The sequence below is a fragment of the Pseudomonas gozinkensis genome (assembly GCF_014863585.1).
Taxonomy (GTDB): domain Bacteria; phylum Pseudomonadota; class Gammaproteobacteria; order Pseudomonadales; family Pseudomonadaceae; genus Aquipseudomonas; species Aquipseudomonas gozinkensis.
Genome location: NZ_CP062253.1, coordinates 2,180,985 through 2,206,537, shown reverse-complemented (window position 1 = coordinate 2,206,537; position 25,553 = coordinate 2,180,985). Strand labels below are relative to the sequence as shown.

Annotated in this window: 20 protein-coding genes and 1 tRNA gene; 8 read left to right on the top strand and 13 right to left on the bottom strand. The window is 60.6% G+C overall.

What is annotated here, in order from left to right; genetic code table 11:
* The first annotated feature begins 53 nt into the window (after positions 1-53).
* Together IHQ43_RS09800 and IHQ43_RS09795 are read left to right on the top strand one after the other, a co-directional pair.
* On the top strand, positions 54-1,103 hold the full coding sequence (locus IHQ43_RS09800; RefSeq protein WP_085607876.1) for an HlyD family secretion protein: 1,050 nt from the start codon (positions 54-56) through the stop codon (positions 1,101-1,103).
* A complete protein-coding gene (locus IHQ43_RS09795) occupies positions 1,093-2,643 on the top strand; it encodes an MDR family MFS transporter (RefSeq protein WP_482082713.1) in 1,551 nt (516 codons plus the stop codon). The genes IHQ43_RS09800 and IHQ43_RS09795 overlap by 11 nt, the downstream gene beginning before the upstream one ends.
* 139 nt (positions 2,644-2,782) lie before the next feature.
* Here the strand turns inward: IHQ43_RS09795 and uvrB are convergent, their stop codons facing one another.
* A complete protein-coding gene (uvrB, locus tag IHQ43_RS09790) occupies positions 2,783-4,798 on the bottom strand; it encodes an excinuclease ABC subunit UvrB (protein WP_007956424.1) in 2,016 nt (671 codons plus the stop codon).
* Between the two features lie 336 nt (positions 4,799-5,134).
* On the opposite strand from uvrB, the gene IHQ43_RS09785 reads away from it, so the two are divergent.
* Both IHQ43_RS09785 and IHQ43_RS09780 read left to right on the top strand, forming a co-directional pair.
* Positions 5,135-6,331 (top strand): amino acid aminotransferase, encoded by a 1,197-nt coding sequence (locus IHQ43_RS09785; RefSeq protein WP_192564182.1) that lies wholly within the window; start codon positions 5,135-5,137, stop codon positions 6,329-6,331.
* 111 nt (positions 6,332-6,442) lie between these two features.
* The gene (locus tag IHQ43_RS09780; protein WP_192564181.1) at positions 6,443-6,643 is read left to right on the top strand and encodes a hypothetical protein; all 201 of its coding nucleotides are present in this window, start codon (positions 6,443-6,445) and stop codon (positions 6,641-6,643) included.
* Here the strand turns inward: IHQ43_RS09780 and IHQ43_RS09775 are convergent.
* Positions 6,640-6,870 (bottom strand): hypothetical protein, encoded by a 231-nt coding sequence (locus IHQ43_RS09775; protein WP_192564180.1) that lies wholly within the window; start codon positions 6,868-6,870, stop codon positions 6,640-6,642. The genes IHQ43_RS09780 and IHQ43_RS09775 overlap by 4 nt on opposite strands.
* Before the next feature lie 228 nt (positions 6,871-7,098).
* Here IHQ43_RS09775 and IHQ43_RS09770 point away from each other — a divergent pair.
* Positions 7,099-7,174 (top strand) — tRNA-Asn (locus IHQ43_RS09770).
* Between the two features lie 123 nt (positions 7,175-7,297).
* On the opposite strand, the gene IHQ43_RS09765 is transcribed toward IHQ43_RS09770, so the two are convergent.
* Positions 7,298-8,818 (bottom strand): nucleobase:cation symporter-2 family protein, encoded by a 1,521-nt coding sequence (locus tag IHQ43_RS09765; protein ID WP_192564179.1) that lies wholly within the window; start codon positions 8,816-8,818, stop codon positions 7,298-7,300.
* A gap of 348 nt (positions 8,819-9,166) precedes the next feature.
* Between IHQ43_RS09765 and IHQ43_RS09760 the strand changes: the two genes are divergently transcribed.
* On the top strand, positions 9,167-9,478 hold the full coding sequence (locus IHQ43_RS09760) for a BrnA antitoxin family protein (RefSeq protein ID WP_192564178.1): 312 nt from the start codon (positions 9,167-9,169) through the stop codon (positions 9,476-9,478).
* Positions 9,479-9,499: 21 nt separating this feature from the next.
* On the opposite strand, the gene IHQ43_RS09755 is transcribed toward IHQ43_RS09760, so the two are convergent.
* On the bottom strand, positions 9,500-10,327 hold the full coding sequence (locus IHQ43_RS09755; RefSeq protein ID WP_192564177.1) for an arylamine N-acetyltransferase family protein: 828 nt from the start codon (positions 10,325-10,327) through the stop codon (positions 9,500-9,502).
* Positions 10,328-10,428: 101 nt separating this feature from the next.
* The gene (locus IHQ43_RS09750) at positions 10,429-11,223 is read right to left on the bottom strand and encodes an exodeoxyribonuclease III (RefSeq protein ID WP_192564176.1); all 795 of its coding nucleotides are present in this window, start codon (positions 11,221-11,223) and stop codon (positions 10,429-10,431) included.
* Positions 11,224-11,340: 117 nt separating this feature from the next.
* Between IHQ43_RS09750 and IHQ43_RS09745 the strand changes: the two genes are divergently transcribed.
* Positions 11,341-11,928, top strand: coding sequence for a GNAT family N-acetyltransferase (locus IHQ43_RS09745; RefSeq protein WP_192564175.1), 588 nt, complete (start codon positions 11,341-11,343; stop codon positions 11,926-11,928).
* Between the two features lie 4 nt (positions 11,929-11,932).
* On the opposite strand, the gene IHQ43_RS09740 is transcribed toward IHQ43_RS09745, so the two are convergent.
* Together IHQ43_RS09740 and IHQ43_RS09735 are read right to left on the bottom strand one after the other, a co-directional pair.
* Complete coding sequence (locus IHQ43_RS09740; RefSeq protein WP_192564174.1) at positions 11,933-13,375, bottom strand: mechanosensitive ion channel family protein; 1,443 nt, start codon at positions 13,373-13,375, stop codon at positions 11,933-11,935.
* A gap of 139 nt (positions 13,376-13,514) precedes the next feature.
* Positions 13,515-14,381, bottom strand: a complete 867-nt coding sequence (locus IHQ43_RS09735; protein WP_192564173.1) for a pirin family protein — start codon at positions 14,379-14,381, stop codon at positions 13,515-13,517.
* A gap of 219 nt (positions 14,382-14,600) precedes the next feature.
* Here IHQ43_RS09735 and dkgB point away from each other — a divergent pair, with 219 nt between their 5' ends.
* On the top strand, positions 14,601-15,404 hold the full coding sequence (gene dkgB / locus IHQ43_RS09730) for a 2,5-didehydrogluconate reductase DkgB (RefSeq protein WP_192564172.1): 804 nt from the start codon (positions 14,601-14,603) through the stop codon (positions 15,402-15,404).
* A 4-nt stretch (positions 15,405-15,408) separates the two neighbouring features.
* Here the strand turns inward: dkgB and IHQ43_RS09725 are convergent, their stop codons facing one another.
* The 6 genes from IHQ43_RS09725 to IHQ43_RS09700 form a co-directional block, all read right to left on the bottom strand.
* Positions 15,409-18,621 (bottom strand): ATP-binding protein, encoded by a 3,213-nt coding sequence (locus IHQ43_RS09725; RefSeq protein WP_192564171.1) that lies wholly within the window; start codon positions 18,619-18,621, stop codon positions 15,409-15,411.
* Positions 18,622-18,634: 13 nt separating this feature from the next.
* Positions 18,635-19,252, bottom strand: coding sequence for a response regulator transcription factor (locus IHQ43_RS09720; RefSeq protein WP_192564170.1), 618 nt, complete (start codon positions 19,250-19,252; stop codon positions 18,635-18,637).
* 305 nt (positions 19,253-19,557) lie between these two features.
* Positions 19,558-20,274, bottom strand: coding sequence for an MgtC/SapB family protein (locus IHQ43_RS09715; protein ID WP_064594791.1), 717 nt, complete (start codon positions 20,272-20,274; stop codon positions 19,558-19,560).
* 53 nt (positions 20,275-20,327) lie between these two features.
* Entirely contained in the window at positions 20,328-23,027 is a 2,700-nt protein-coding gene (mgtA, locus tag IHQ43_RS09710; RefSeq protein ID WP_192564169.1) for a magnesium-translocating P-type ATPase, read from the bottom strand.
* Between the two features lie 586 nt (positions 23,028-23,613).
* Positions 23,614-24,951: a lysine N(6)-hydroxylase/L-ornithine N(5)-oxygenase family protein gene (locus IHQ43_RS09705; protein WP_192564168.1), complete on the bottom strand. Its 1,338-nt coding sequence runs from the start codon at positions 24,949-24,951 to the stop codon at positions 23,614-23,616.
* Between the two features lie 113 nt (positions 24,952-25,064).
* Positions 25,065-25,547 (bottom strand): sigma-70 family RNA polymerase sigma factor, encoded by a 483-nt coding sequence (locus tag IHQ43_RS09700; RefSeq protein WP_007956380.1) that lies wholly within the window; start codon positions 25,545-25,547, stop codon positions 25,065-25,067.
* Between the last annotated feature and the right edge of the window lie 6 nt (positions 25,548-25,553).

The following is a 25,553-nucleotide window of genomic DNA, read 5'->3' as shown; positions in this document are numbered from 1 at the left end:
CCAGATTCGCCTGCTGATAACTTTCCTTACAATTCCTCGACTACAGTTTGCCCATGCCTGCCCAACTCAAGCGTCGCCTGTTCATTTTCCTGCTGCTCGTCCTGCTGATTGCCGGGGGCTTTTTCGCCCATTGGTTTTTCAAGGGACGCTTTTATGAAAGCACCGACAACGCCTATGTCCAGGGTGAAATCACCCGCGTGTCGAGCCAGTTGAGCGCGCGTATCGACGAAGTACTGGTGCAGGACAACCAGCACGTGGAAAAAGGCCAGTTGCTGATCCGTCTCGAAGGCGATGACTTCCGCCTCGCCGTGGATCGCGCCAACGCCGCTCTGGCCACCCGCGAGGCCGAGCGCCTGCAAGCCCAGAGCAAACTGACCCAGCAAGCCAGCCTCATCGCCGCCAGCGACGCGCAAGTAGCCACCACCCAGGCCACACTCGGCCGCTCGCAGGTGGATTTGTCGAGGGCAGAAACCCTGCGCAAACCCGGCTACGTCTCCGAGGAGCGCGTCACTACCCTCTCCGCCGACGCCCACATCGCCCGCTCGCAAGTGGCCAAGGCCCAGGCCGATGCGCAAAGCCAGCGCCAGCAGGTCAACGCGCTGACCGCCGAGATCAAACGCCTCGACGCACAGATTGCCAACGCCCGCGCCGACCTCGCCCAGGCCGAACTGAACCTGACCCGCAGCGAAATCCACGCGCCGATCAGCGGTCTGATCGGCCAGCGCGCCGCCCGTAATGGTCAAGTGGTACAGGCTGGCGCCTATCTTTTGTCGATCGTTCCGGACGAAGACATCTGGGTGCAAGCCAACTTCAAGGAAACCCAGATCGGCCACATGCAGCCGGGCCAGAAGGCCGAACTGCTTTTCGACGCCTACGGCGATACGCCGATCGAAGCACGAGTGGACAGCCTGTTCGCCGCCTCTGGCGCGCAGTTCAGCCTGTTGCCGCCGGACAACGCCACCGGCAACTTCACCAAGGTCGTGCAGCGGATTCCGGTCAAACTGACCTTCAAAGCCGATAACCCTCTGCACGGCAAGATCCGTCCGGGCATGTCCGTCACCGCCACCGTGAATATCAAAGACGCCCCTGACAATGGCCGGTGATTCACTGATCCGCCCGGTCGGCGAGCCGACCCGGCGGGACTGGATCGCGGTGATGAGCGTGATGCTCGGCGCTTTCATGGCGGTGCTCGACATCCAGATCACCAACTCCTCGCTCAAGGATATTCAGGGCGCCCTGTCGGCGACCCTGGAAGAAGGCTCGTGGATTTCCACCTCTTATCTGGTGGCGGAAATCATCATGATCCCGCTGACCGCCTGGCTGGTTCAGCTGCTTTCTGCACGGCGGCTGGCTGTGTGGGTATCGCTGGGGTTTCTGATTTCTTCGTTGCTCTGCTCGATGGCCTGGAGCCTGGAGAGCATGATCGTCTTTCGCGCCATGCAGGGCTTCACCGGCGGCGCGCTGATCCCGCTGGCCTTCACCCTGACCCTGATCAAACTCCCCGAACACCACCGTGCCAAAGGCATGGCGATGTTTGCCATGACCGCCACCTTCGCCCCGTCCATCGGCCCGACCCTCGGTGGCTGGCTCACGGAGAACTGGGGCTGGGAATACATCTTCTATATCAACATCCCGCCGGGACTGATCATGATCGCCGGGCTGATGTACGGCCTGGAGAAGAAAGAAGCGCATTGGGAGCTGCTGAAAAGCACCGACTACACCGGCATTCTCACGCTGGGCGTCGGACTCGGTTGCCTGCAGGTTTTTCTTGAAGAAGGTCATCGCAAGGACTGGCTGGAATCGAGCCTGATCGTGACGCTGGGCAGCATCGCCCTGTTGAGTTTGATCACCTTTGTGATCGTGCAGATTTCCAAGCCCAATCCACTGATCAACCTCGGGATCCTGCGCAACCGCAACTTCGGCCTGTCGAGCATTTCCAGCCTCGGCATGGGCGTCGGGCTGTATGGCTCGATCTATCTGCTGCCGCTGTACCTGGCGCAGATCCAGAACTACAACGCCCTGCAGATCGGCGAAGTGATCATGTGGATGGGCGTGCCGCAGCTGTTTCTGATTCCGCTGGTGCCGAAGCTGATGAAATTCGTCTCGCCGAAATGGCTGTGCACGATTGGTTTCGGGCTGTTCGGGCTGGCCAGTTTTTCATCCGGGGTGCTCAACCCGGACTTTGCCGGGCCGCAGTTCAATCAGATCCAGATCATCCGGGCGCTGGGTCAGCCGCTGATCATGGTGACCATTTCGCTGATCGCCACCGCGTACATCCTGCCGCAGGACGCGGGCTCTGCGTCGAGTCTGTTCAATATTTTGCGCAACCTCGGCGGCGCCATCGGCATCGCCCTGCTCGCGACGCTGCTGGATGCGCGCACCAAGACCTACTTCGATTACCTGCGCGAAGCGGTGGTGCCGACCAATCCGCAGGTGGCCGAACGTCTGGCGTCGATGACCGATCGTTTCGGCAGTGACACGGCGGCACTGGGCAAGCTGAGCGAAATTGTCCATCAGCAGGCGCTGATCATGGCCTACAACGACGCGTTTCATTTTGTCGGGATTGCGCTGGGGGTCAGCATGTTGGCGATTTTGCTGACCAAGAAATTGCCCGCCGGACTGAAGGCCGGGGAGTCTCACTGATTTTTGCGGTGCATGCACCGGCCCTATCGCTGGCAAGCCAGCTCCCACAGGGATTGATGGCGTACACAAAACGTGTGAACACCAAAGTAACCTGTGGGAGCTGGCTTGCCAGCGATAGGGCCAGATCAGGCGATAGAGATCAGACGGCCAACAGACGCTCACGCAGCTTGGCGATTTCGTCGCGCATCTGCGCCGCTGCTTCGAACTCCAGGTCGCGGGCCAGCTGGTACATCTTCTCTTCCAGTTGGCGGATGCGCTTGGTGATCTCGCTCGGCGAGCGCAGTTCGGCTTCGTACTTGGCGTTCTCTTCGGCGGCCTTGGCCATGCCTTTGCGCTTCTTGCTGCGCGAACCGGGCACGGTGGCGCCTTCCATGATGTCGGCGACGTCCTTGAACACACCCTTCGGCGTGATGCCGTTGGCCAGGTTGAAGGCGATCTGCTTGTCGCGACGGCGCTCGGTTTCGCCAATCGCCCGCTCCATCGAACCGGTGATGCGATCCGCGTAGAGAATCGCCCGGCCATTGAGGTTACGCGCCGCACGGCCGATGGTCTGGATCAGCGAACGCTCGGAACGCAGGAAGCCTTCCTTGTCCGCATCGAGAATCGCCACCAGCGACACTTCCGGCATGTCCAGGCCTTCACGCAGCAGGTTGATACCCACCAGCACATCGAACGTGCCGAGGCGCAGGTCGCGGATGATTTCGACCCGCTCGACGGTGTCGATGTCAGAGTGCAGATAACGCACGCGCACACCGTGATCGGCCAGGTAATCGGTCAGGTCTTCGGCCATGCGCTTGGTCAGCGTGGTGACCAGCACTCGCTCCTCCACCGCCACACGCTTGGTGATTTCCGAGAGCAGATCGTCAACCTGAGTCAGCGCCGGGCGCACTTCAACCTGCGGGTCGACCAGACCGGTCGGGCGCACCACTTGCTCGATCACCCGGCCGGCGTGTTCGGCTTCGTAGTTGCCGGGCGTGGCCGAGACGAAAATCGTCTGCGGGCTCACCCCTTCCCACTCGTCGAAGCGCATCGGCCGGTTGTCCAGCGCCGAGGGCAGTCGGAAGCCGTATTCCACAAGGGTTTCTTTGCGAGAACGGTCGCCCTTATACATCGCGCCGACTTGCGGGACGCTGACGTGAGATTCGTCGATCACCAACAAAGCGTCAGCCGGCAGGTAATCGTAAAGCGTCGGTGGCGCCGCACCGGCCGGGCGCCCGGACAGGTAGCGCGAGTAGTTTTCGATGCCGTTGCAGTAGCCGAGTTCGAGGATCATCTCCAGGTCGAACCGGGTGCGCTGCTCCAGGCGCTGGGCCTCGACCAGTTTGTTGTTGTTGCGCAGGTATTCCAGGCGCTCCTGCAACTCGACCTTGATCCCCTCGATGGCGTCGAGCAGGGTTTCCCGGGGCGTCACGTAGTGGCTCTTCGGGTAGAACGTGAAGCGCGGCAGCTTGCGGATGACTTCGCCGGTCAGCGGGTCGAACGCGGAAATACTCTCTACTTCGTCATCGAACAACTCGATGCGGATTGCTTCCAGGTCGGACTCCGCCGGGTAAATGTCGATCACATCGCCGCGCACCCGGAAGGTCGCACGGGCGAAATCCATGTCGTTGCGGGTGTATTGCAGGTCGGCCAGGCGCCGCACCAGCGCACGCTGATCAAGCTTGTCGCCGCGATCGACGTGCAAGACCATTTTCAAATAAGTTTCCGGGCTGCCCAGACCGTAGATGCACGACACCGTGGTGACGATGATCGCGTCCTTGCGCTCGAGCAATGCCTTGGTCGCAGACAGACGCATCTGCTCGATGTGGTCGTTGATCGACGCATCTTTCTCGATGAAGGTGTCGGACGACGGCACGTAGGCTTCGGGCTGGTAGTAGTCGTAGTAGGAAACGAAGTACTCGACGGCGTTGTTCGGGAAGAACGACTTGAACTCGCCGTACAACTGCGCGGCCAGGGTCTTGTTCGGCGCCAGCACCAGGGTCGGACGCTGCACCTGGGCGATCACGTTGGCGATGCTGAAGGTCTTGCCCGACCCGGTCACCCCGAGCAGCGTCTGGTGCGCCAGCCCGGCTTCGATGCCTTCGACCATCTGGCGAATGGCTTCGGGTTGATCGCCGGCGGGGTCGAAACGGGTGACGAGCTGGAATTCAGACATAAACACCTCTGGAATCGCAACGCTGCGGGCAAACCGCAGCACCACGAGAAAGACCGCAAACGACCGATGTCGCGCAAGGAAAAACGAAGATTGTGCTGAATGTGGAGCCGATTGCCTCGCCTTTCAAGGCAAACGTCCTACATCCGGTAAAGTCTCCGACAGGTTCATTCGACTAACGGTCGAGAAATAATCGGAAAAACTTACCTTAAAAGCCGATTCGCCTGTCGCCATTGATCGATGATGGCCTCTATACTAGCTCCCCGTTTGTGCACCGCTCTAGTGCATTCGGCTGGAGCGCCACACGTCCCTCCACTCTCCAATAGAGCTGCCGTAAAAATGAGCCTGTTCTCCGCTGTCGAAATGGCACCCCGCGATCCAATCCTGGGCCTCAACGAAGCATTCAACGCCGATACCCGGACCAATAAGGTCAACCTCGGGGTGGGTGTGTACTGCAACGAAGAGGGGCGAATTCCACTCCTGCGCGCCGTCATCGAAGCCGAAACCATTCGCGCCGCTCAGCACGCTTCCCGCGGCTACCTGCCAATCGACGGCATCGCTGCCTACGACCAGGCCGTGCAAAAGCTGCTGTTCGGCAACGATTCGCCGCTGCTGGCTGCTGGCCGCGTTGTCACCACCCAGGCCGTCGGCGGTACCGGCGCACTGAAAATCGGTGCCGACTTCCTCAAGCAACTGCTGCCGAACGCCGTTGTGGCGATCAGCGACCCGAGCTGGGAAAACCACCGCGCGCTGTTCGAAACCGCCGGTTTCCCGGTGCAGAACTACCGCTACTACGACGCCGCCACCCACGACGTGAACCGTGCCGGCCTGCTCGAAGACCTCAACGCCCTGCCGAACGGCTCGATCATCGTGCTGCACGCCTGCTGCCACAACCCGACCGGCGTCGACCTGAGCCCGGCGGACTGGAACAACGTGCTGGAAGCGGTCAAGGCCAAAGGTCACGTGCCGTTCCTCGACATGGCTTACCAGGGTTTCGGTGACGGCATCGCCGAAGACGCCGCTGCCGTGCGTCTGTTCGCTGAATCCGGCCTGACCTTCTTCGTGTCGAGCTCGTTCTCCAAGTCGTTCTCGCTGTACGGCGAGCGCGTCGGTGCGCTGTCGATCGTCAGCGAATCGAAAGAAGAAAGCGCCCGCGTCCTGTCGCAAGTCAAACGCGTGATCCGCACCAACTACTCCAACCCGCCGACCCACGGTGCAAGCATCGTTGCCGCCGTACTGAACAGCCCGGAACTGCGCGCCCAGTGGGAAGCCGAACTGGCTGAAATGCGCCTGCGCATTCGCGGCATGCGCGACCAGATGGTTGCTCTGCTGGCGAAGAAAGCCCCGCAGCGTGACTTCAGCTTCGTCGGTCGTCAGCGCGGCATGTTCTCCTACTCCGGACTGACCACCGAACAGGTTCACCGCCTGCGCAACGAGTTCGGCATCTACGCCCTGGACACCGGCCGCATCTGCGTCGCCGCGCTGAACCAGAGCAATATCGAAGCCGTGACGGACGCCATCGTTCAGGTCATCTGATCCGGCGCTGCACTGAAAACGGGAAGCCTTCGGGCTTCCCGTTTTTATTTGTCTGAAGAAAAGCCGCCATACCCTCTAGACTGCACACAGACGATATTTCAGAGAGACGACATGAAAAACGATGACCTGCGCGCCGACCGCGACGATCTGGATGACTTCATCCCCCGCACCCCGGCCAAACGCGGCAACAACCTGGTGCTGCAAGTCGCGACCGGGGTGTTTCTCGGCGGGCTGGCGCTGTGGCTGGTGCAACTGGGCGCGACGATGCTGTACGCCAAACTGATGCTCGGCACCTTCACGTTCGGCGGTTAAGCCAGTTCCGCTGCACGCTGAGTTGCTGCGTCGTCATAAACAACATACAGCGATTCGGCGATCTGACTCTTGATCGCCTTGGTGCTTTCCAGACCGAGGACAAAACCTTCGGCCTTGCCGCCTGCACGGTTCAGCTCTTCAACCGTGGCGGCCTGGGTGATCGCGTCGAAAAGCTTTTCGGCGTGTGGGCCGACGCCTTTGGGCAGGCTGATCTGTGCGGTGCTCATGCGAACACCTCGACAGGACGACGGGTGAGGATGGGGCTATTCATGGCGCGTACCTTTTCGGCGAATGGCCGGCAGCGCGTGTGACCACTTCCGGGCGGCCATGGTAGACCTCTGCTACGGTTCTGGTAACCGCCAATTGCCGATAGACCAACGTCCGTCCTGATCTTTCCAGAAAATTTACAACTGGCGCTTGACTAGTCTTTTTAAATCAGTAACATACGCACCAATTCCGCAATAGCTCAGTTGGTAGAGCAAGTGACTGTTAATCACTGGGTCCCTGGTTCGAGTCCAGGTTGTGGAGCCAAATACAGAGCCCCTGAATCGAAAGATTCAGGGGCTTTTTTGTGGGCGCTGAAAAAAGCGACGCCATAGAAAAAGGGCCGATCAGTTTCGCAACTGATCGGCCCTTTTCATTCACATACAGCGGTCAGACGTGCTCGCTGCTCTTGGCATGTGCCTTCGGTGCGCCATGACCGTGATCCGCATCCGGATCGATCACCGGCACTTCGTTGCCGTCGCAGTCATGCAGTTTGCCGTCGCTGAAGTAGTCGCCTTCACGCAGCGCGGCCAGATCGCGATAACGCAGGGTCCGCTCTTCTGCCGCCGCAAACACCGACTGCTGGTCCGAGTTACCCGCCGTGAAGTGGTTGAACGCCAGGTTCAGCAGGATCGCCATGATCGCCGACGAGCTGATGCCCGAATGGAAAATGGTCGCGAACCAGCTCGGGAAGTGATCGTAGAAGTTTGGTGCGGCAATCGGGATCATGCCGAAGCCGATCGAGGTGGCGACGATGATCAGGTTGACGTTGTTGCGGTAATCGACCTTGGACAGCGTACGGATACCACTCGCTGCCACGGTGCCGAACAGCACGATACCGGCGCCGCCGAGTACCGAGGTTGGCACGGCTGCGATGACCCGGCCCATGAACGGCAGCAAGCCGAGGATCACCAGGAAGATACCGCCGGTCGCCACCACATAACGACTCTTGATCCCGGTCACCGCCACCAGCCCGACGTTCTGGGCGAAGGCGCTTTGGGTGAACGAGCCGAAGATCGGTGCAAACATGCTCGACAGCATGTCCGCCCGCAGGCCGTTGCCCAGGCGTTTGGAGTCGACCTTGGTGCCGATGATTTCACCGACCGCCAGGATGTCCGCCGAGGTTTCCACCAGGGTCACCATGACCACGATGCACATCGACAGGATCGCAGCGAAGTGGAAGGTCGGCATGCCGAAATGGAACGGCGTCGGGAAGCCGAACATCGGGCCCTGGGTGACGCTGGAGAAGTCCGCCATGCCGAGGAACACCGCCAGCACGGTGCCGATCACCATGGCCAACAGGATCGACAGACGCGAGATGGTGGAGCTGCCGACCTTGCTCAGCAGCAACACCAGCACCAGTGTGACCGCCGCCAGACCGATGTTCTGCATGCTGCCGAAATCAGGCGCGTGACTGTTGCCGCCCATGGCCCAGCGTGCGGCCACCGGCATCAGCGTCAGGCCGATGGTGGTGATCACGATACCCGTGACCAGCGGCGGGAAGAACTTGGTGATTCGCGAGAACACTGGCGTGATCAGCAAGCCGATCAGCGACGCCGCAATCACGGCGCCAAGCACCGACTGGAACCCGCCCTCCCCGCCACTGCTGACAATCGCCACCATCGTGGCAACGCCGGAGAACGACACGCCCTGCACCAGCGGCAACTGACATCCGAAAAACGGTAAACCCAGGGTTTGCAGCAACGTGGCCAGCCCCCCCGCAAACAATGAAGCAGCAATCAACAGACCGATGTCCGCCGGCGAAAGCCCGGCGGCCTGACCGATGATCAGCGGCACCGCGACGATACCGCCATACATGGTCAGAACGTGTTGCAGGCCGTAAGCCATATTCGCGCCGACCCCGAGATTCTCGTCCTCGGGCCGTTGGTGTGAAACATGGGGCGTTTTCATGGTGGGGGAGTTCCCTGGTTTTTGTTATGCGCACACTGTATGCAAGAGTCAGGACAAATGTCCATAGACTTGTATACAACTTATCAGTCACATAATGGTTAGCTAGCCACCCAACCTTCTATCCCGCTGCTTTCATCCCCCACAAATCCGGCAATACATCGTCAACTAACCTCACGTTTTATCCACCTAGGCTGAAGTGTTCATGGCGACCGACGGCGCGGCCGCACCCTTTTTATACATATAAAGTATGCATAATGAAGTCATTCAAGATTCAGTTCGACAAAAGCAAGAATGCTGCCAACGCATTCGAGCCCGACGAGCGATGGCAAATTTGCGCAGAGGTGATCAATGAAGGACGAATACGATTTCAGCCAGGGTAAACGCGGCGCCATCGCGCCCGCCAAGGGCAAGACCCGCATCACCATCATGCTCGATGACGCGGTGATCGAAGCCGCGCGCGAGGCCGCTGAAAGCGAGGGCTACGGCTATCAGACGGTAATCAACAACACCCTGCGCCACGCATTGCTTGGCAGCCGTGGCGCAACCGATGAACCCGAGCATTCCAGCGGACAATTCAAGCAAGGCATCACCGCTACCGACCTCAAGAGCCTCGAGAAAAAACTGTCGGCAGCCGTGAACGAGATACGGCGGGTGCTGTAGCCGGAGGCAAAACCTTAGGTTTCAAACCGGCTGAATCAAGCGCGCCAGCGCCTCGCGCGCACCGGGCTGGTGCGGCAAGCTCAGGCCGAACTCCTTTTCCAGCAGTTCGATCAGTTCATCGACATCCATCACTTCACGCCGCTCGCTCTCGGCACCGATGCGGTGGATGGCGAAACTGCCGTTGTTCAGTGTGCGTCGCCAGCCGTCGCCGGTACGCGCGACCATAAGGCGCTGGGCAAATGGCGAGTCCGGGTGAGTCGAGACGTACCAGTTGCCGAGGGTGTAATCGATGTCTTCCTGACGTTGCAGGTCGAACAGGTACATCGGCCTCCATTCGCCGGCGACCCTGGCCCGCAGCATGTAGCCATCGGCCTGCACTTCGATGCGATACGGTTCGTGCGGCGTGGATTGCTCGGCTTCTGTATCGAGCAACAGCGGCGCGGTCGGCACCATGCCGCCGAAGCCGACGTCGGTGATGTAACGCACGTCGTCAATGGTCACCAGGCTCAAGCGGTGAGTGCGCGCCGTCCAGCTGCCCTCTGGCTGGTTCATGACCACACGCCCGCTGATGCCCCGCGCATCGAACCCCAGCTCCAGCAACAAGGCCAGAAACAGATTGTTCAGCTCGTAGCAGTAACCGCCCCGGGCGCCGCTCAAAACTTTGCGTTCGATGGAGGGCAGATCGATCAGGACGGGTTCGCCGCTGAGTGTCGACAGGTTTTCGAAAGGAAAGGCGCCGGTATGGCGCAGTTGCAACAGACGCAAGGTTTCAAGGGTCGGTGCCGGGGGCGCATCGAAGCCCAGGCGTTGCAGGTACTGTTGGAGATTCGTCAGGCGTGGCTCGCTCATTGCCGGGTCCTTTTGCATGGGGGCGCGGATCGTTCCGCCGATGGTCGCCATGTATACGGGATCCGGGCATCGAATCGACAATTGAATTAACCAATCAGCTGCTAGCGTCTTTTACGCGAATCGATGCGAATCCACGTCGGCGCGTGGTCGCTGGCATGCGGTTCGTTGCGCACCCAGGCATCCACACCGGCCTCGTGCAGATAAGGGCTCAGGGTCGGATTGAGCAGCAGGTGATCGATCCGCAGCCCGGAGTTCTTCTGCCAGTGCTGGCGGAAATAATCCCAGAACGTATACAGCCGGTCTTCGGGATACAGATGCCGCAACGAATCGGTCCAGCCCTGTTCCAGCAGGCGCTGATAGCACTCGCGGCTCTCCGGTTGCAACAACGCGTCCTTGAGCCACGAACGGGTGTTGTAGATATCCAGATCGGTGGGCACCACGTTGTAATCGCCGGCCAGCACCACCGGGTGATCGCTGCTTTGCAGATCCCTGGCGTATTTGATCAGGCGCTCGAACCAGGCCAGTTTGTAGTCGAACTTCGGCCCCGGTTGCGGGTTGCCATTGGGCAGATACAGGCACCCCACCAACACGCCGTGCACCGCCGCTTCGAGGTAGCGGCTGTGTTTATCGTCGGGATCGCCGGGCAGCCCGCGCCGGCTCTCCAGCGGTTGCGCATCGCGGGCAAGAATCGCCACGCCGTTCCATGACGCCTGACCGTGCCAGATGGCGCCATAACCGGCGGCCTCCAGATCGGCGGCAGGAAATGCGCTGTCCACCAGCTTGAGTTCCTGCAAACAGACGATGTCCGGCTGCTCGCGCCTGAGCCACTCCAGCAGATTCGGCAGTCGAGCCCGCAGGCCGTTGACGTTGAACGTGGCAATGCGCATTTTTTTCATCGTCCGGGTTCCTGCCATTCACCGATAAAAACTGTGACATCCGCCCACCGCGACGGTTGCGTCGGATCCTTCCCGTACGGCGTAATAAGCCCTCGCCCGATCGCCGAGAATCCCCACATGCAAACCACGCTGCAAGGCCAGGGCATCATCCTGCGCCCGCTTCAATACACCGACGCCGATGCCCTGCTCCACGCTGCCGCTGACGGTGAACTGTGGAATCTGACGGTCACCGTGGTGCCGTCGGCCACCACCGTCGACGCTTACCTGAAAAAGGCCCTCGACGGCCGCGAGGCAGGGACGGTCATGCCGTTTGTCATCGTGCTGAAGGAAACCGGCGAAGTGATCGGCTCGACCCGGTTCTGGAAGATCGACCCGCTCAACCGCAAGCTGGAGATCGGCAGCAGCTGGATTTCGGCACGCTTTCAGAAGACCTTTGTCAACACCGAGGCCAAGTACCTGATGCTGCGCCACGCGTTCGAGGTGCTCGATTGCGTGCGCGTGCAGTTCACCACCGACGAAAACAACCAGAAGTCGCGCAACGCGATCCTGCGCCTCGGCGCACAACAGGAAGGCATCGTCCGCCACGAACGGATCATGCCGGACGGCCGCAAGCGCAACTCGGTGCGCTTCAGCATCATTGATGACGAATGGCCGCAGGTGCGCCAGAACCTGGAACGCAAACTGGCGGATTACGGCCTGGGCTGAGCGCTCAGACGCGGTTGCGCAGCCATTGCAGGAAACCTTTTTTCGGCACCGCCACCGGCGTTTCTTCCGTCAGGGATTGCGCCTTGTGCAGTCGGAAATCGAGCAGCGCCTGCATCGCATCGTTGATGTCGTGACGGGCATCCAGGCACGGCTTGAGATAAGACTTCTCGATGCGGTACAGCGCGCAGAAGGTCTTGGCGGAGAAGTCGGCCGGCAATGACGTATCGGACAGAATCCCCGCCTCGCCGATCACCTCACCCGGGCCCATCCGCCCGGACTCGAACGGCGTGCCGTGGCGCTTGAGCGTCACCGAGACCACGCCGGACTCGATGATGAACAGGTGATCGCTGACTTCGCCGCCCGCGAGAATCATCTCGCCGGCACGGAAGGTCTGCAGGGTCATGTTCTGGCTGAAGGTTTCCTTCTCTTCCTGACGCAGCGTGGAGAAAATCGGCGAGCTGTCGAGCAGCGACCGGGGGCGCGAGAGATTGCTCGGCATGCCCGGCTCATCGCTCGACAGCAGATTGACCCCGGACGCTTGCAGGTGCCGGTACGCCAGGTCGAACAGCTGATTGCGCACCACGCGCTTTTCGCTCATCGAGGCGACGAATCCGCTGATTTCATATTCGGCGCCGGCGCTGCTGGAGCTCTTCAGCGCGACGCTCGGCGCGGGGCTCTCCAGCAATTGGCGACAACCCTGCATCGCCCGTTCCAGGGCATCGATCACCGAACTGGGCCGCGCATGGGGACTGACCTGCACGCTGACGGCAACCCCGAACATATTGCTCGGCCGGCTGAAGTTGATGATCTTGGCCTTGGCCGCCAGCGAGTTGGGGATGACCGCCATGCTGCCCTGACTGGTTTGCAGGCGCGTGGCACGCCAGTCGATGTCGGTGACCCGGCCTTCGGTGCCGTCGATGGAAATCCAGTCATCCAGTTGATAAGGCTTGGTGGTGTTGAGCACGATCCCGGAAAACACGTCACTCAAGGTGCTCTGCAACGCCAGACCGACGATGATCGCCAACGCCCCGGACGTTGCCAGCACGCCTTTGACCGGCAGGTCCAGCACGTAGGCCAGCGCTGCGATGATCGCAATCAGGAAGATCACCGCGCCCAGCAGATCCTGCAACAACCGCCCGGTGTGCCCGACCCGCTGCATCATCACCGCGCCGATCAACACCGTCAGGGTGCGCGCACCGAACAGCCACCAGCCGATCTGCAAACCGGTCGCCGCCAGATGCAACGGTACGTTGTCGGCCCACGGCGCAGGCTCCATCGGGTTGAGCCCTTCGTTGAACAGCAAAATGCTGAACAGGGCAAAAATCAGCACCCGCACCAACAGTTTCCACGCGCTGCCGTGGGAGCTGATCAGACGCCACAGACCGAGATCGATGAGGATCAGGATCAAGGCGCAAAACAACGGATGATCGGTGAGCAGAGACAGCATCAAACAACTCCGACAGGGGCCAGTCGCGAGAAGATCGCACAGATTGGGCTCAGTGTAGGAGTAATTGATTTGGCGGGATGAGCGCCACTGCGCGCGCTCAAAAAAAACCGGCAGGCGCACGTGGCACCTGCCGGGATTTTCAGCCGTGCATCTGGCCGAAGCGGCCGGACTGGAAGTCGGCGAAAGCCTGATGGATTTCCTGCTCGGTGTTCATCACGAACGGGCCGTGGCCGACGATCGGTTCGTCGATCGGCTCGCCGCTGAGCAGCAGCACTACCGTGTCCTGGCTGGCTTCAAGGGTGATGCGATCGCCATCGCGCTCGAACAGCGCCAACTGACCTTCGCGCATCGACTCCACACCGTTGATCTGTAGCGAACCCTTCAACACTACCAACGCAGTGTTGCGGCCTTCGTGCAGATCCAGCGAAAGCAACTTGCCGCTGTTCAGCCGCAGATCCCAGACATCGATAGGCGTGAACGTGCGGGATGGACCTTTGTGGCCGTCGAACTCACCGGCGATCAGCCGCAGGCTGCCGGCACCGTCCTTGAGCGCGATATTCGGGATATCACTGTCCAGAATGGTCTGGTAACCCGGCGCGGCCATTTTGTCCCTGGCCGGCAGATTGACCCACAGCTGCACCATTTCCAGATTGCCGCCGGTTTTAGCGAAGTTTTCCGAGTGGAATTCCTCATGCAGGATGCCGGAAGCCGCCGTCATCCACTGCACATCCCCCGGGCCGATGGTGCCGCCGCTGCCGGTGGAGTCGCGGTGCTGCACTTCGCCTTCGTAGACAATGGTCACGGTTTCGAAACCACGGTGCGGATGCTGACCCACGCCACGGCGTTCGGTGGTCGGGGTGAATTGCGCGGGCCCGGCGTGATCCAGCAGCAGGAACGGGCTGATGTGCTTGCCCAGGTTGTCGTAGGAAAACAGGGTACGCACCGGAAACCCATCGCCGACCCAGTGGCCGCGAGGGCTGGTGTAGATACCGATAAGGTTTTTCATGGTGGACTCCGTCATCAGGTTGATCATGGACCGATCATAAATTCGCCACGTATTTAGCACTAGTCAGCCAAAATCGGCCTCATCGTTCTACTGATGGGACGACTACCGATCGTGATTCGTGACTTTCAGTCAACAGTACTTTGCCCCGACAGCGGTTTTTCCCAAGGAATCAGACGCGGATACTCCTGCCCATTCCCACTGCAACCCTGGAGTTCCTGCATGTCTGTTCCCGTTTTCGGTCTTGGTACGTTTCGCCTGCAAGGTCAGGTGGTCATCGATTCGGTGAGCACTGCCCTTGAGCTCGGTTACCGGGTCATCGACACCGCACAGATCTACGAAAACGAAGCTGACGTTGGCGAGGCCATCGCTGCCAGCGGCATCGCCCGTGAAGAACTGTTCATCACCAGCAAGATCTGGATCGCCAACTTCGCCAAGGACCGGCTGATCGAAAGCCTCAAGGAGAGCCTGCAAAAGCTGCAGACCGACTACCTCGACCTGACACTGATTCACTGGCCGTCGCCGGAAGATCAGGTGTCGGTCGAAGAATTCATGGGCGCGCTGCTGGAAGCCAAACGCTTGGGCCTGACCCGGCAGATCGGTGTGTCCAACTTCACCATCGACCTGATGAAACAGGCGATTGCTGCGGTTGGTGCGGAAAATATCGCCACCAACCAGATCGAACTGCACCCATACCTGCAAAACCGCAAGGTCGTGGAATTCGCCCGGCGTCAGGGCATTCAGATCACGTCGTACATGACCCTGGCCTACGGCGAAGTGCTGAAGGATCCGCTGATCGTGCAAATCGCCGAGCGTCTGCAAGCCACCCCGGCGCAGGTCACCCTGGCGTGGGCGATGCAGTCGGGTTACGCGGTGATTCCATCGTCGACCAAACGCGCCAACCTGCAAGGCAACCTCGGCGCCACGGCGCTGACCCTGAGCGATGCCGACATGGCGCTGATCGGCACCCTGGATCGCGGCCATCGCCTGACCAGCCCCAAAGGCATCGCGCCGCAGTGGGATTGATCGGTCAGGTCTGAAGTTGCTGCGCAAGGTCTTGCATGGCCACGCGCAGCAAATCGATTGCGCCCGCCAATGCCGGGGCATCTCCGTCCCGGCAGGCCTGATCGAGCACGCGACACGCCGAGACCACGCGCTCGGCACCGATCATATGCGCCCCGCCCGTGACGTGATGCGCCAGATCAAGTAAATCTGCGCGATCACTTTTGCGGCTCGACTCATCCAGACGTTTCAGGTCGATGCGCAGGCTGCTCAGCACCTCATCACGCAATTGCCCGATGAGCGGGTTATCCGCGCCAGCCAGTTGCAACAGCGCACTCAGATCGAACTCGGCCACTGCCGGATCGTCCACGGTTTCGATCTGCGCGCCTTCGGATGTTGTGGCCATCAGGGCCTGGCTCAATTCGCGCAGCAGGACCGGCTTGAACAGGCAATCGTCCATCCCGGCCGCCCGGCATCGCTGCTTTTCCTCCATCTGCGCATTGGCGGTAAATCCGAGGATCAGACAAGGCGCCCTGCCCGTTGCAGCTTCATCCTGACGCACTGCTCGCGCCAGCTCATAACCATTGAGCCCATGCATGCTGATATCGGTAATCAGTGCGTCGAAAGCTTGCTCGCGCCACAGCGCCAACCCTTCCTCACCGCCGCCGGTGTCAACGTGGCGATGCCCGAGTTCGCTCAACTGCCGGCACAACAACAGGCGATTCACCGGATGGTCATCCACCACCAGCACGTTCAGCGACTTGATCGTCGCCGTCGCTGGCACCGGTGCAGCCTCTTGCACAAGCGGCGCCAGCACTGGCAGCTCCAGTCGCAACATGACCTGAGTACCCCTGCCCGGCTCACTACTCATCCACAAGTCACCGCCCATCATCCGGCACAAGTTGCGGCTGATCACCAGCCCCAGGCCAGAACCACCCTGGGCCATAGACTGATGATCGCCAACCTGCGCAAACGGACTGAATAACCGCCGCTGATCCTCGGCGCTGATCCCCCGGCCACTGTCTTCGATGGTCACACCCGCTTCAATCAGACCGTCGTGCTCGCTGAACACGCGCATGCGCAGGCTCACCTCGCCCTTATTGGTGAATTTGATCGCGTTGCTCAACAGATTCGACAAGATCTGCTTGAAACGCAGGGCATCGAGCATCACCTCGACGTTGCTGCGCTCATCCAGCTCTACATGCCACAACAATTGCTTCTGCCGGGCCAGGCCTTCGAAAATCCGACACACCGACGCCACCACTTCATGCAGATTGGCGCGCTCGGGGGCCAGCGACAAATGCCCGGACTCGATGCGTGCGATGTCGAGAATATCGCCGATCAAGGCCAGCAGTTGCTGCCCGGCACTGGACGCCACCTCGATCGCCTGGCGATCGGTCACGCCTTCATCGGCACGCTTCAGGGCCAGCTCGAGCATGCCGATCAGGGCATTCATCGGCGTGCGGATTTCATGGCTCATCGTCGCCAGAAACGTGCTCTTGGCACGATTGGCTTCGTCGGCCGCCTCCTTGGCCTCCTGCAACTGTCGAAGCCACTGCTGGCGCTGTCGGATCTCCCGACGCTGAAAGCCGATCCAGCCCAATGCCAGCAACAGCAAGCCGGCGGCAACGGCAAACCCGCGCAGAATCTGCTCTCGATGACGCTGCCAATAGCTGTCCTGCAGCACCACGTTACGACTCCAGCGCGCGACCAGCGCGTCGATTTCCTGGGGTGCAATGCCCAACAGCGCCTTGTTCAGAATCGATTGCAGTTGCGGTGCATCGAGCGCCGTGGCCATGGCGATCCGGGCCGGTTGATCGCCCAGCGTGGAGACAATCCGCAAGCGATCACGGTACTGGTGATCGATCTGATAGCGCGCCACCAGCAGTGAACTCAATGTCGCATCCGCCCGACCGTCGAGCAGCGCCCGTGTTCCGTCCGCCGGGCTCGGCAACTCGATCAGGCTGATCTGCGGCACGTACTCCAACAGATAATTGCGCAGCGGATTGCCGCGATAGAGCGCCAGGCGTTTACCCGCCATCTCTTCAAGGCTGCGCGGCGCCTGTGCCTTCGAATCGGTGATCAACACAAAGGGACTGTTGGCGTACGAGCGGGTGAACAGCATTTCAAGTTCACGCTCGCGGCTTGGCGTCAGCACCGGCAGCAGGTCCAGCTCCCCGGTCTTGAGCTGCCCGACCTGACGATCCAGAGACTGACCGCGCACCACCTCGAATGTCAGGCCGCTGCGCTGACTGATCAGGTTGAGCAGTTGGGCAGCCAGGCCACTGAAGCGGCCATCGGCGTCGAAGAATGTCAGTGGCGCAAAATCATCGATAGCGCCGACGCGTACCACCGGATGCTGGTCCAGCCATTCTTGCTCGCTGGCGCTCAGACTGACCCGGGCCTGCGCTGCCATGTCGGCGCGACCGGCGCTCCAGCGCAGCTCCATCGCCAGGCGCTGCTCCATGGGAATCGCCAGCAGGGCTTTGTCGACCAGATGCTTCAAACGGGTGTTGCTGCGGGCCAGGGCAAAGCCGAACGGGTTGGCGTCAAGGCCTGAGGGCCCGGCCAGTTGCAGGTCGTTGTGAAAATGGGTGTTGATCAGATATCTGGCGCTGATCAAGTCGCCGAGGTAGACCGCATCCCGACCAAACGCCACGGCACCGAGGGCATCGAAAATCGAGCGGTAAGGTTGCAAGGAGGCTTGGGGATAAGCCGCCTCGATGGTCGAGGCTGGCAAGTAGTCGTCCACCATGGCGATGCGTTTGCCAGCCAGGTCGCCCGGCAACGGTTCGTCGATCCGGGTCACCCACATCGGCTGATCCTCGGCGTAGGCGCGCGACAGTAACAGGTCAGGGTCGGCGATCTCGAATTGGTTCGACGTGCCCAGCGCATCCACCTTCCCGGCCTTGAGCGCAGCCATGGCACTTTCGCGGTCGGGATAACACCAGACCTCGACGGCGATGTTCAGTATCTGAGCGATCGCGTCGGCGTAGTCGGCCGTGAGGCCCTCCAGTTCATGGCGTTTTCGGGTCAGTTCAAAGGGCGGGTAATCCGGCCAGGAGGCACCAATGCGCAATACCGGATGCGCGCTCAGCCACTGCTTATCCTGCTCGTCCAGGCGAACCTGCACCCCGTCCAGACGGGTACGGGAGACGATTTCAAGCCTTTGCGCACTCGCCGCCTGCGCTGTGCCTGCAATCAACAGAATCAGCAGGAGGACGCATCGCGCAAGGCTCATGATGGGAGTCATCTCAGAGCAGATGGTTACGTTTGGCAAACTCCCTGAGGAGCACCAGCGAGCTGAGGCCGAGCTTGAGCATCAGACGGGTCTTGTAAGTGCTGATGGTCTTGTGGCTCAGGTTCAAATCGTGGGCAATCTGATTGTTGGGTTTGCCATGCGCCAGTTGCACAAGGATATGTAACTCGCGGTCGGACAGGTGTTCGATTTGCTGGCGCTCATTACTCAGTGACGCAACACTGCAGTCGAGGAACTCCGGAAAAAGGGTGTAACCCGCCATGACTGCATTGACAGCATTGATAAGCTGTTGCAAGGAATCAGTCTTGCTGATGTAGGCCCGTGCACCTGCACGCATGCAACGTTGCAGGTAATTGTCCGGAGGCTGCGCGGTATACACGATGACACGACACTCCAATCCGTTGGACCGGATTCGCTCAAGCACATCCAGCCCGCTCCCCCCCTCCAGTTTCAGGTCAAGTATCAACAGCGTCGGCCGATGCTGGCGGATCATCGGTACAACCTCGACGGTACTGGAGGCTTCATGAATTGACTTGAAACCCAACGATTCCAGAATCAGGCGCAAAGCCTGTCGTATCACCGGATGGTCATCGACAATCACTACGCTCTTCATGACCACTCCCGAGGAAAATACGTGGGGCTGGCGCCACCGGACCCGCATGCCCCCCACAGACAATGGCTGCGCAACGAATCTTGCACGGGAACGGCATATATTCCACCTGTCAAACCTGACAGTTGCGGCACCCGGATAAATGTGCAAGTGCCCGGCCCGGCAATCCGAAGGCAGGGGTTTTGATCGGTCAAAGCAATGCCTGGCGAGAGGTGATTGATGAAGGCGCGAAGATTACGCAGCCACCCCGGCACACTCTGTAGGACTTGTCCGAAAATACCGACCACCCATCCGGGGGCGCCAGGACTTCACTCGGTCGTACTCGGGCTCCAGAATGCCTGCACCACCAACGCCGACGTCGAAATGCGCGCCACCAGTGCATCCAGCTCATCACCGTCCACCGAGGTGGTCGCCAGCGTCGCTTCGATCTCGATTTCATCGGCTCCAAAGGCGTGCACATCGACATCGCTTGCCGGGTAGTTGCTGCGTTCCAGTTCAGCCTCGAGCAGAGCAAACACGGCTTTCTGCTGCGAGCGTCGAGCGATGACGTAGACGATGTTGGTGACTTCTGCCGACACCACGTCCAGCGGCTGGCGGTTGATGTTGTTGACGATCGGGCGCAGCAAGGTATTCGCGGCAAGCACGAACAGTGTGCCCAGCACGGCTTCTGCCAGCAGGTCGGCACCGGCACAGGCGCCCACCGCTGCCGAGGTCCAGAGCGTGGCGGCGGTGTTGAGCCCGCGCACGTTGCCTTCTTCGCGCATGATCACGCCGGCGCCGAGAAAACCGATGCCGGAAACCACATACGCGACCACCCGCACCGCGCCTTCGGCACCGGCGAGACGGTTGGCCATATCGACGAAAATCGCCGCGCCGACCGCCACCAGCACGTTGGTGCGCAAGCCCGCCGTGCGTTGCCGGTACTGGCGTTCGAAGCCGATCAGGCCGCCGAGGATGAAGGCCGCGCTGAGGCTGACAAGGGTGTCGAGCAATGAGGTGAGATTGAGATTGTTGATCGCTTGCATGTCGAACTCCTTGAAACCGTCCCCTTGCTCCCACAAGGGGGGAATCTTTCCTGTTACTGCCAGCCGAACCGGCGAATGTAGAAACCTTTCACTGCCTGGGTCAGCGCCATGTACGCCAGCAGGATCACCGGCAGGAACACAAAGTACATCGACGGCAGCGCCTGCAATTTGAAGTAGTGCGCCAGCGGCCCCATCGGCAGGAAGATGCCCACGGCCATGATGATTGCGGTCATTACCAGCAACGGCATGGCCGCGCGGCTTTGCAGGAACGGAATCTTCGGCGTGCGGATCATGTGCACGATCAGCGTCTGGGTCAGCAAGCCCACCACGAACCAGCCGGACTGGAACAGCGTCTGGTGATCCGGGGTGTTGGCATCGAACACGTACCACATCAAGGCGAACGTTGTGATGTCGAAGATCGAACTGATCGGCCCGAAGAACAGCATGAAGCGCCCGACGTCCCCTGGCTGCCAGCGTTGCGGCTGTTTCAGCATCTCATCGTCGACGTTGTCGAACGGGATCGCGATCTGCGAAATGTCATACAGCAGGTTTTGCACCAGCAGGTGCATCGGCAGCATGGGCAGGAACGGAATGAACGCACTGGCCACCAGCACCGAGAACACGTTGCCGAAGTTCGAACTGGCGGTCATCTTGATGTACTTGAGCATGTTGGCGAAGGTCCGGCGTCCTTCCAGCACGCCCTCCTCCAGCACCATCAGGCTCTTTTCCAGCAGGATGATGTCGGCCGCTTCCTTGGCGATGTCCACCGCGCTGTCCACGGAAATACCGATGTCTGCGGTGCGCAGCGCCGGGGCGTCGTTGATGCCGTCCCCCATGAACCCGACCACGTGGCCGTTGCCCTTGAGGATGCGCACGATGCGCTCCTTGTGCGACGGCGTCAGTTTGGCGAACACGTTGGTGGTCTCCACCGCCACCGCCAGTTCAGCATCGCTCATGCGTTCGATGTCATTGCCCATCAGCAGGCCTTGCTGGGCCAGGCCCACTTCGCGGCAAATCTTGGCGGTCACCAGTTCGTTGTCACCGGTCAGCACTTTCACGGCCACGCCGTGTTCGGCCAGAGCCTTGAGCGCCGGGGCGGTGCTTTCTTTTGGTGGATCGAGGAACGCCACATAACCGATCAGTGTCAGTTCCTGCTCGTCGCTCAGGCTGTAGGTGTCGCGACCTTCAGGCATCGAGCGCGCGGCCACCGCCACAACGCGCAAGCCTTCAGCGTTGAATGCTGCTGTTACCTGACGGATTTTCGCCAGCAATTCATCGCTCAAGGCTTCGTCGACTTCACCGTGACGAACCCGGCTGCACACCGCCAGCACTTCTTCCACCGCGCCCTTGCAGATCAATTGATGCGGCTGGCCGCGCCCTTCGACCACCACCGACATGCGCCGACGGTTGAAGTCGAACGGGATCTCGTCGACCTTGCGAAACGCCGTGCCGACCTTCAGCTCACGGTGGATTTCCACGTGTTCCAGCACCGCCACATCGAGCAGGTTTTTCAGGCCGGTCTGGTAGTAGCTGTTGAGGTAAGCCATTTCCAGCACGTCATCGGAGTCCTCGCCCCAGACGTCGACATTGCGTGCCAGAAAAATCTTGTCCTGGGTCAGGGTGCCGGTCTTGTCGGTGCACAGCACGTCCATGGCGCCGAAGTTCTGGATCGCATCCAGGCGTTTGACGATGACCTTCTTGCGCGACAGGAACACCGCGCCCTTGGCCAGCGTCGAGGTGACGATCATCGGCAGCATTTCCGGGGTCAGGCCCACGGCGATCGACAGCGCGAACAGCAGTGCTTCGGTCCAGTCGCCCTTGGTGAAACCGTTGATGAACAACACCAGCGGCGCCATGACGAACATGAAGCGGATCAGCAGCCAGCTGACTTTGTTCACGCCTTGCTGGAACGAAGTCACCGCGCGATCAGTCGCCCCGACCCGCTGCGCCAGCGCGCCGAAATAGGTGCTGTTGCCGGTGGTGAGAATCACCGCCACCGCCGTGCCGGACACCACGTTGGTGCCCATGAACAGAATGTTGTCGAGTTCCAGCGGATTGCGCGTGTCACGATCGGCCTGACGCGGGAATTTCTCCACCGGCATCGATTCACCGGTCATCGCCGCCTGGCTGACGAACAGGTCCTTGGCGCTGAGCACCCGGCAATCGGCAGGAATCATGTCGCCGGCCGACAGCACGATCAGATCGCCAGGCACCAGTTGCTTGATCGGCAATTCAGCGCGCGGCGCATCCCGACGCAGCACGGTGGCGGTGTTGCTGACCATCGCTTTGAGCGCGTCAGCGGCCTGGTTGGATTTGCTTTCCTGCCAGAAGCGCAGCAGCGTCGACAGCACCACCATCGAGAAAATCACGATGGCGGCCTTGAGGTCTTCGGTCAGCCACGAGATCACTGCCAACAGGGTCAGCAGCAGGTTGAACGGGTTTTTGTAGCAGTGCCACAGGTGGGTCCACCACGGCAGCGGTTGCTCGTGTTCGACTTCGTTGAGGCCGTGCTGCGCGCGCAGCACATCGACTTCGAAATCGGTGAGGCCGTCGGTGTGGGTGCCGAGGTTCGACAGCAGCACGCCGCTGTCGCAATGGGCGGCGTCCACCAGTGTATTGGCGAGAGTCGGCGGCACTTCACGGCTGACCGTGGTGTCGCTGAGGGTTTCCAGCAAGGCCAGGCGACGGAAGTGCCGGGCGATGTGGCGGGTCCGCAGGAAGCCTGCGAAAAATTCCTTGAGCGTAAGTTTCATGGCTGTTGCCCCTATGGTCAGCCGGGAAACCGTCGAGCAGGTACGTCCTCGTCCTGGGCACCGCAAAACGGCACGGCAAGGCGTGGCGCGCCGGTCAGAAAAGACAGGCGTGTCGATAGGCATGCAATGACGACGATGAAGTCGACTTCACAGGCTTTTCAGTGTCGATGAGAAGGACGTCGGGACATGACCGGGACCGGTCATGATCGGGATGCCGCTGCTCGCTGTTCGGCGAGACAACGGCACAAAGGAATGCGCGTTATCTTGCCGAGAATCTGCCGGTTACAAGGACCGGCCGACAACTGTCACTCGAACAAGTACCCACTGTGGGTCTCCGCTATTGATGAAAACGCGCGAAGCTTACGCCCCGATGTCTGGAGAGTAAACCCGCAAAAGGAAGTGTGTCGGGGAATGTCGCGGGTGTTCAGGAAGGGTTCAGGATTGCCCCCGAGATCGCCGAGATCGTTCCCACGCTCTGCGTGGGAATGCAGCCGGGGACGCTCTGCGTCCCATTGGAACGCGGAGCGTCCCTTGAGGCATTCCCACGCGGAGCGTGGAACGATCAGTGTGGAGGCTGAAAAGATACTTAGCTGGCAGTCGCCAGCAACAGATCCGCCATCGAACGGCTGTGCCCACGGTGCTTGCCATGCTCATACAGCGAGCCTGCGATCTCGTCCGCGCGGATCGGCAGGATCGACAGCAGCGTATCGCTCAGACCGTGGCTGGCCTGGCAGAAGCCCTGCATGTACAGACCGGCCTTGCAGCGCTCGTCGGTGATCAACCGGTAATTGCGGTCGACCTCGAAGTCGCCCAGGTACTCTTCCAGCGGCGCCAGCAGTTTGCGGTGCATCTGACGCTCGTAACCGGTGGCCAGTACCACGGCGTCGTAGGCACGCACGGTGACTTCGCCGGTGGCGTTGTTGCGCACGGTCAGCTCGATACCGTGTGCGGTGGCGGTGGCTTTCTCGACGGTGGTCAGGGTACGGAACGCATGGCGGGCCACGCCGGAGACTTTCTGACGGTAGAAGATGCCGTAGATGCGCTCGATCAGGTCGATGTCGACCACCGAGTAGTTGGTGTTGTGGTACTCGTTGACCAGACGCTCACGCTCGCTGCTCTTCTGCTGGAAGATCAGGTCGGTGAATTCCGGCGAGAACACTTCGTTGACGAACGGGCTGTCGTCCGCAGGCTTCAGGGCCGAGCCGCGCAGGATCATGTCGACCTGCACCGACGGGAACGAATCGTTCAGGTCGATGAAGGCTTCCGCCGCGCTCTGCCCGCCACCGATGATCGCGATGCTCATCGGCTGGTTGTTGATGCACGGCTGCTTGGCCATCTCGGCCAGGTACTGCGAGTGATGGAACACCCGACCGTCGCCCTTCAGCGCCTTGAACGCCTCGGGGATGCGCGGCGTGCCGCCGGCGCTGACCACCACCGAACGCGCGGTGCGTACGAACTGCTGGCCGTCCGTACCACGGGAAATCACCCGCAGCGCTTCGACCTGATGGTTATGCAGCACCGGCTCGATGGTCAGCACCTCTTCGCCATAACGGCTCTGTTCGGTGAACTGTGCAGCGACCCAGCGCAGGTAGTCGTTGTACTCCATGCGGCACGGGTAGAAGGTGCCGAGGTTGATGAAGTCCACCAGACGGCCGTGGTGCTTGAGGTAGTTGACGAACGAATAAGGGCTGGTCGGATTGCGCAGGGTTACCAGATCCTTGAGGAAGGAAATCTGCAACTCGCTCTGGGTCGACAGGGTGTTGCCGTGCCAGCTGTAGTTGGGTTGTTTGTCGAGAAACAGAACATCCAGTTCCCCCTGGGTCGGGCCGCGCTCTTGCAGAGCGATGGCGAGTGCCAGGTTCGAAGGGCCGAAACCGACGCCGATCAGGTCGTGAACGATGGGCGATGCAATTGCCTGTGTCATTTCCAGTGTCCTCTGGACGAAAAGCCTGAGTGACCTGACCGGCCTTGAGCAGGACAGCAGATCGTCTGTTGAGTAGGAACGAGGACAGTGAAATAAAATTTAACGACGACGGCTCAATGGGCATCCCATTGTTTGATGCGCAGGCGGCAATGTTTCATGGCGTTGACGATGTGCTTTTCCACCAGAGCCTTGGAAATCCCTAGGTGTTCGGCAATCTCGGGATGCGACAGACCTTCGATCTTGCGCAGCAGAAAACTTTCGCGGCACAGCGGCGAAAGTTCAGCGAGGGCACGCTGGAGCATCTCCAGTCGCTGGCCGTGATCGAAGGTATTGTGGGGGGATGGAGTGAAGTAACGCTCTTCGCTGTCGAGCACTTCCAGCGATTCGACCTGACGCAGGGCATTGCGCCGATGGTCGTCGATCACGAGATTGAGTGCGGTGCGATAGAGAAATGCCCGAGGCTGCTCGATCGGCGTTTCGCTGGATCGCTCCAGCACCCGCAGATAAGCGTCATGCACCACGTCTTCGGCCACCTGACGGTTGCCGAGCCTGGCGTTCAGGAAACACACCAACTCGCGATAGTAGTTTTCCAACATGATTCC

What these genes read in the sequence shown, in the direction of transcription:
- IHQ43_RS09775 (WP_192564180.1), bottom strand. Translation starts at nt 6,870, where the DNA reads ATGAGCACCGCACAGATCAGCCTGCCCAAAGGCGTCGGCCCACACGCC.
- IHQ43_RS09765 (WP_192564179.1), bottom strand. Translation starts at nt 8,818, where the DNA reads ATGAAAACGCCCCATGTTTCACACCAACGGCCCGAGGACGAGAATCTC.
- IHQ43_RS09745 (WP_192564175.1), top strand. Translation starts at nt 11,341, where the DNA reads ATGCAAACCACGCTGCAAGGCCAGGGCATCATCCTGCGCCCGCTTCAA.
- IHQ43_RS09785 (WP_192564182.1), top strand. Translation starts at nt 5,135, where the DNA reads ATGAGCCTGTTCTCCGCTGTCGAAATGGCACCCCGCGATCCAATCCTG.
- uvrB (WP_007956424.1), bottom strand. Translation starts at nt 4,798, where the DNA reads ATGTCTGAATTCCAGCTCGTCACCCGTTTCGACCCCGCCGGCGATCAA.
- IHQ43_RS09705 (WP_192564168.1), bottom strand. Translation starts at nt 24,951, where the DNA reads ATGACACAGGCAATTGCATCGCCCATCGTTCACGACCTGATCGGCGTC.
- IHQ43_RS09750 (WP_192564176.1), bottom strand. Translation starts at nt 11,223, where the DNA reads ATGAAAAAAATGCGCATTGCCACGTTCAACGTCAACGGCCTGCGGGCT.
- mgtA (WP_192564169.1), bottom strand. Translation starts at nt 23,027, where the DNA reads ATGAAACTTACGCTCAAGGAATTTTTCGCAGGCTTCCTGCGGACCCGC.
- IHQ43_RS09760 (WP_192564178.1), top strand. Translation starts at nt 9,167, where the DNA reads ATGAAGGACGAATACGATTTCAGCCAGGGTAAACGCGGCGCCATCGCG.
- IHQ43_RS09715 (WP_064594791.1), bottom strand. Translation starts at nt 20,274, where the DNA reads ATGCAAGCGATCAACAATCTCAATCTCACCTCATTGCTCGACACCCTT.
- IHQ43_RS09735 (WP_192564173.1), bottom strand. Translation starts at nt 14,381, where the DNA reads ATGAAAAACCTTATCGGTATCTACACCAGCCCTCGCGGCCACTGGGTC.
- dkgB (WP_192564172.1), top strand. Translation starts at nt 14,601, where the DNA reads ATGTCTGTTCCCGTTTTCGGTCTTGGTACGTTTCGCCTGCAAGGTCAG.
- IHQ43_RS09740 (WP_192564174.1), bottom strand. Translation starts at nt 13,375, where the DNA reads ATGCTGTCTCTGCTCACCGATCATCCGTTGTTTTGCGCCTTGATCCTG.
- IHQ43_RS09755 (WP_192564177.1), bottom strand. Translation starts at nt 10,327, where the DNA reads ATGAGCGAGCCACGCCTGACGAATCTCCAACAGTACCTGCAACGCCTG.
- IHQ43_RS09800 (WP_085607876.1), top strand. Translation starts at nt 54, where the DNA reads ATGCCTGCCCAACTCAAGCGTCGCCTGTTCATTTTCCTGCTGCTCGTC.
- IHQ43_RS09795 (WP_482082713.1), top strand. Translation starts at nt 1,093, where the DNA reads ATGGCCGGTGATTCACTGATCCGCCCGGTCGGCGAGCCGACCCGGCGG.
- IHQ43_RS09700 (WP_007956380.1), bottom strand. Translation starts at nt 25,547, where the DNA reads ATGTTGGAAAACTACTATCGCGAGTTGGTGTGTTTCCTGAACGCCAGG.
- IHQ43_RS09720 (WP_192564170.1), bottom strand. Translation starts at nt 19,252, where the DNA reads ATGAAGAGCGTAGTGATTGTCGATGACCATCCGGTGATACGACAGGCT.
- IHQ43_RS09780 (WP_192564181.1), top strand. Translation starts at nt 6,443, where the DNA reads ATGAAAAACGATGACCTGCGCGCCGACCGCGACGATCTGGATGACTTC.
- IHQ43_RS09725 (WP_192564171.1), bottom strand. Translation starts at nt 18,621, where the DNA reads ATGAGCCTTGCGCGATGCGTCCTCCTGCTGATTCTGTTGATTGCAGGC.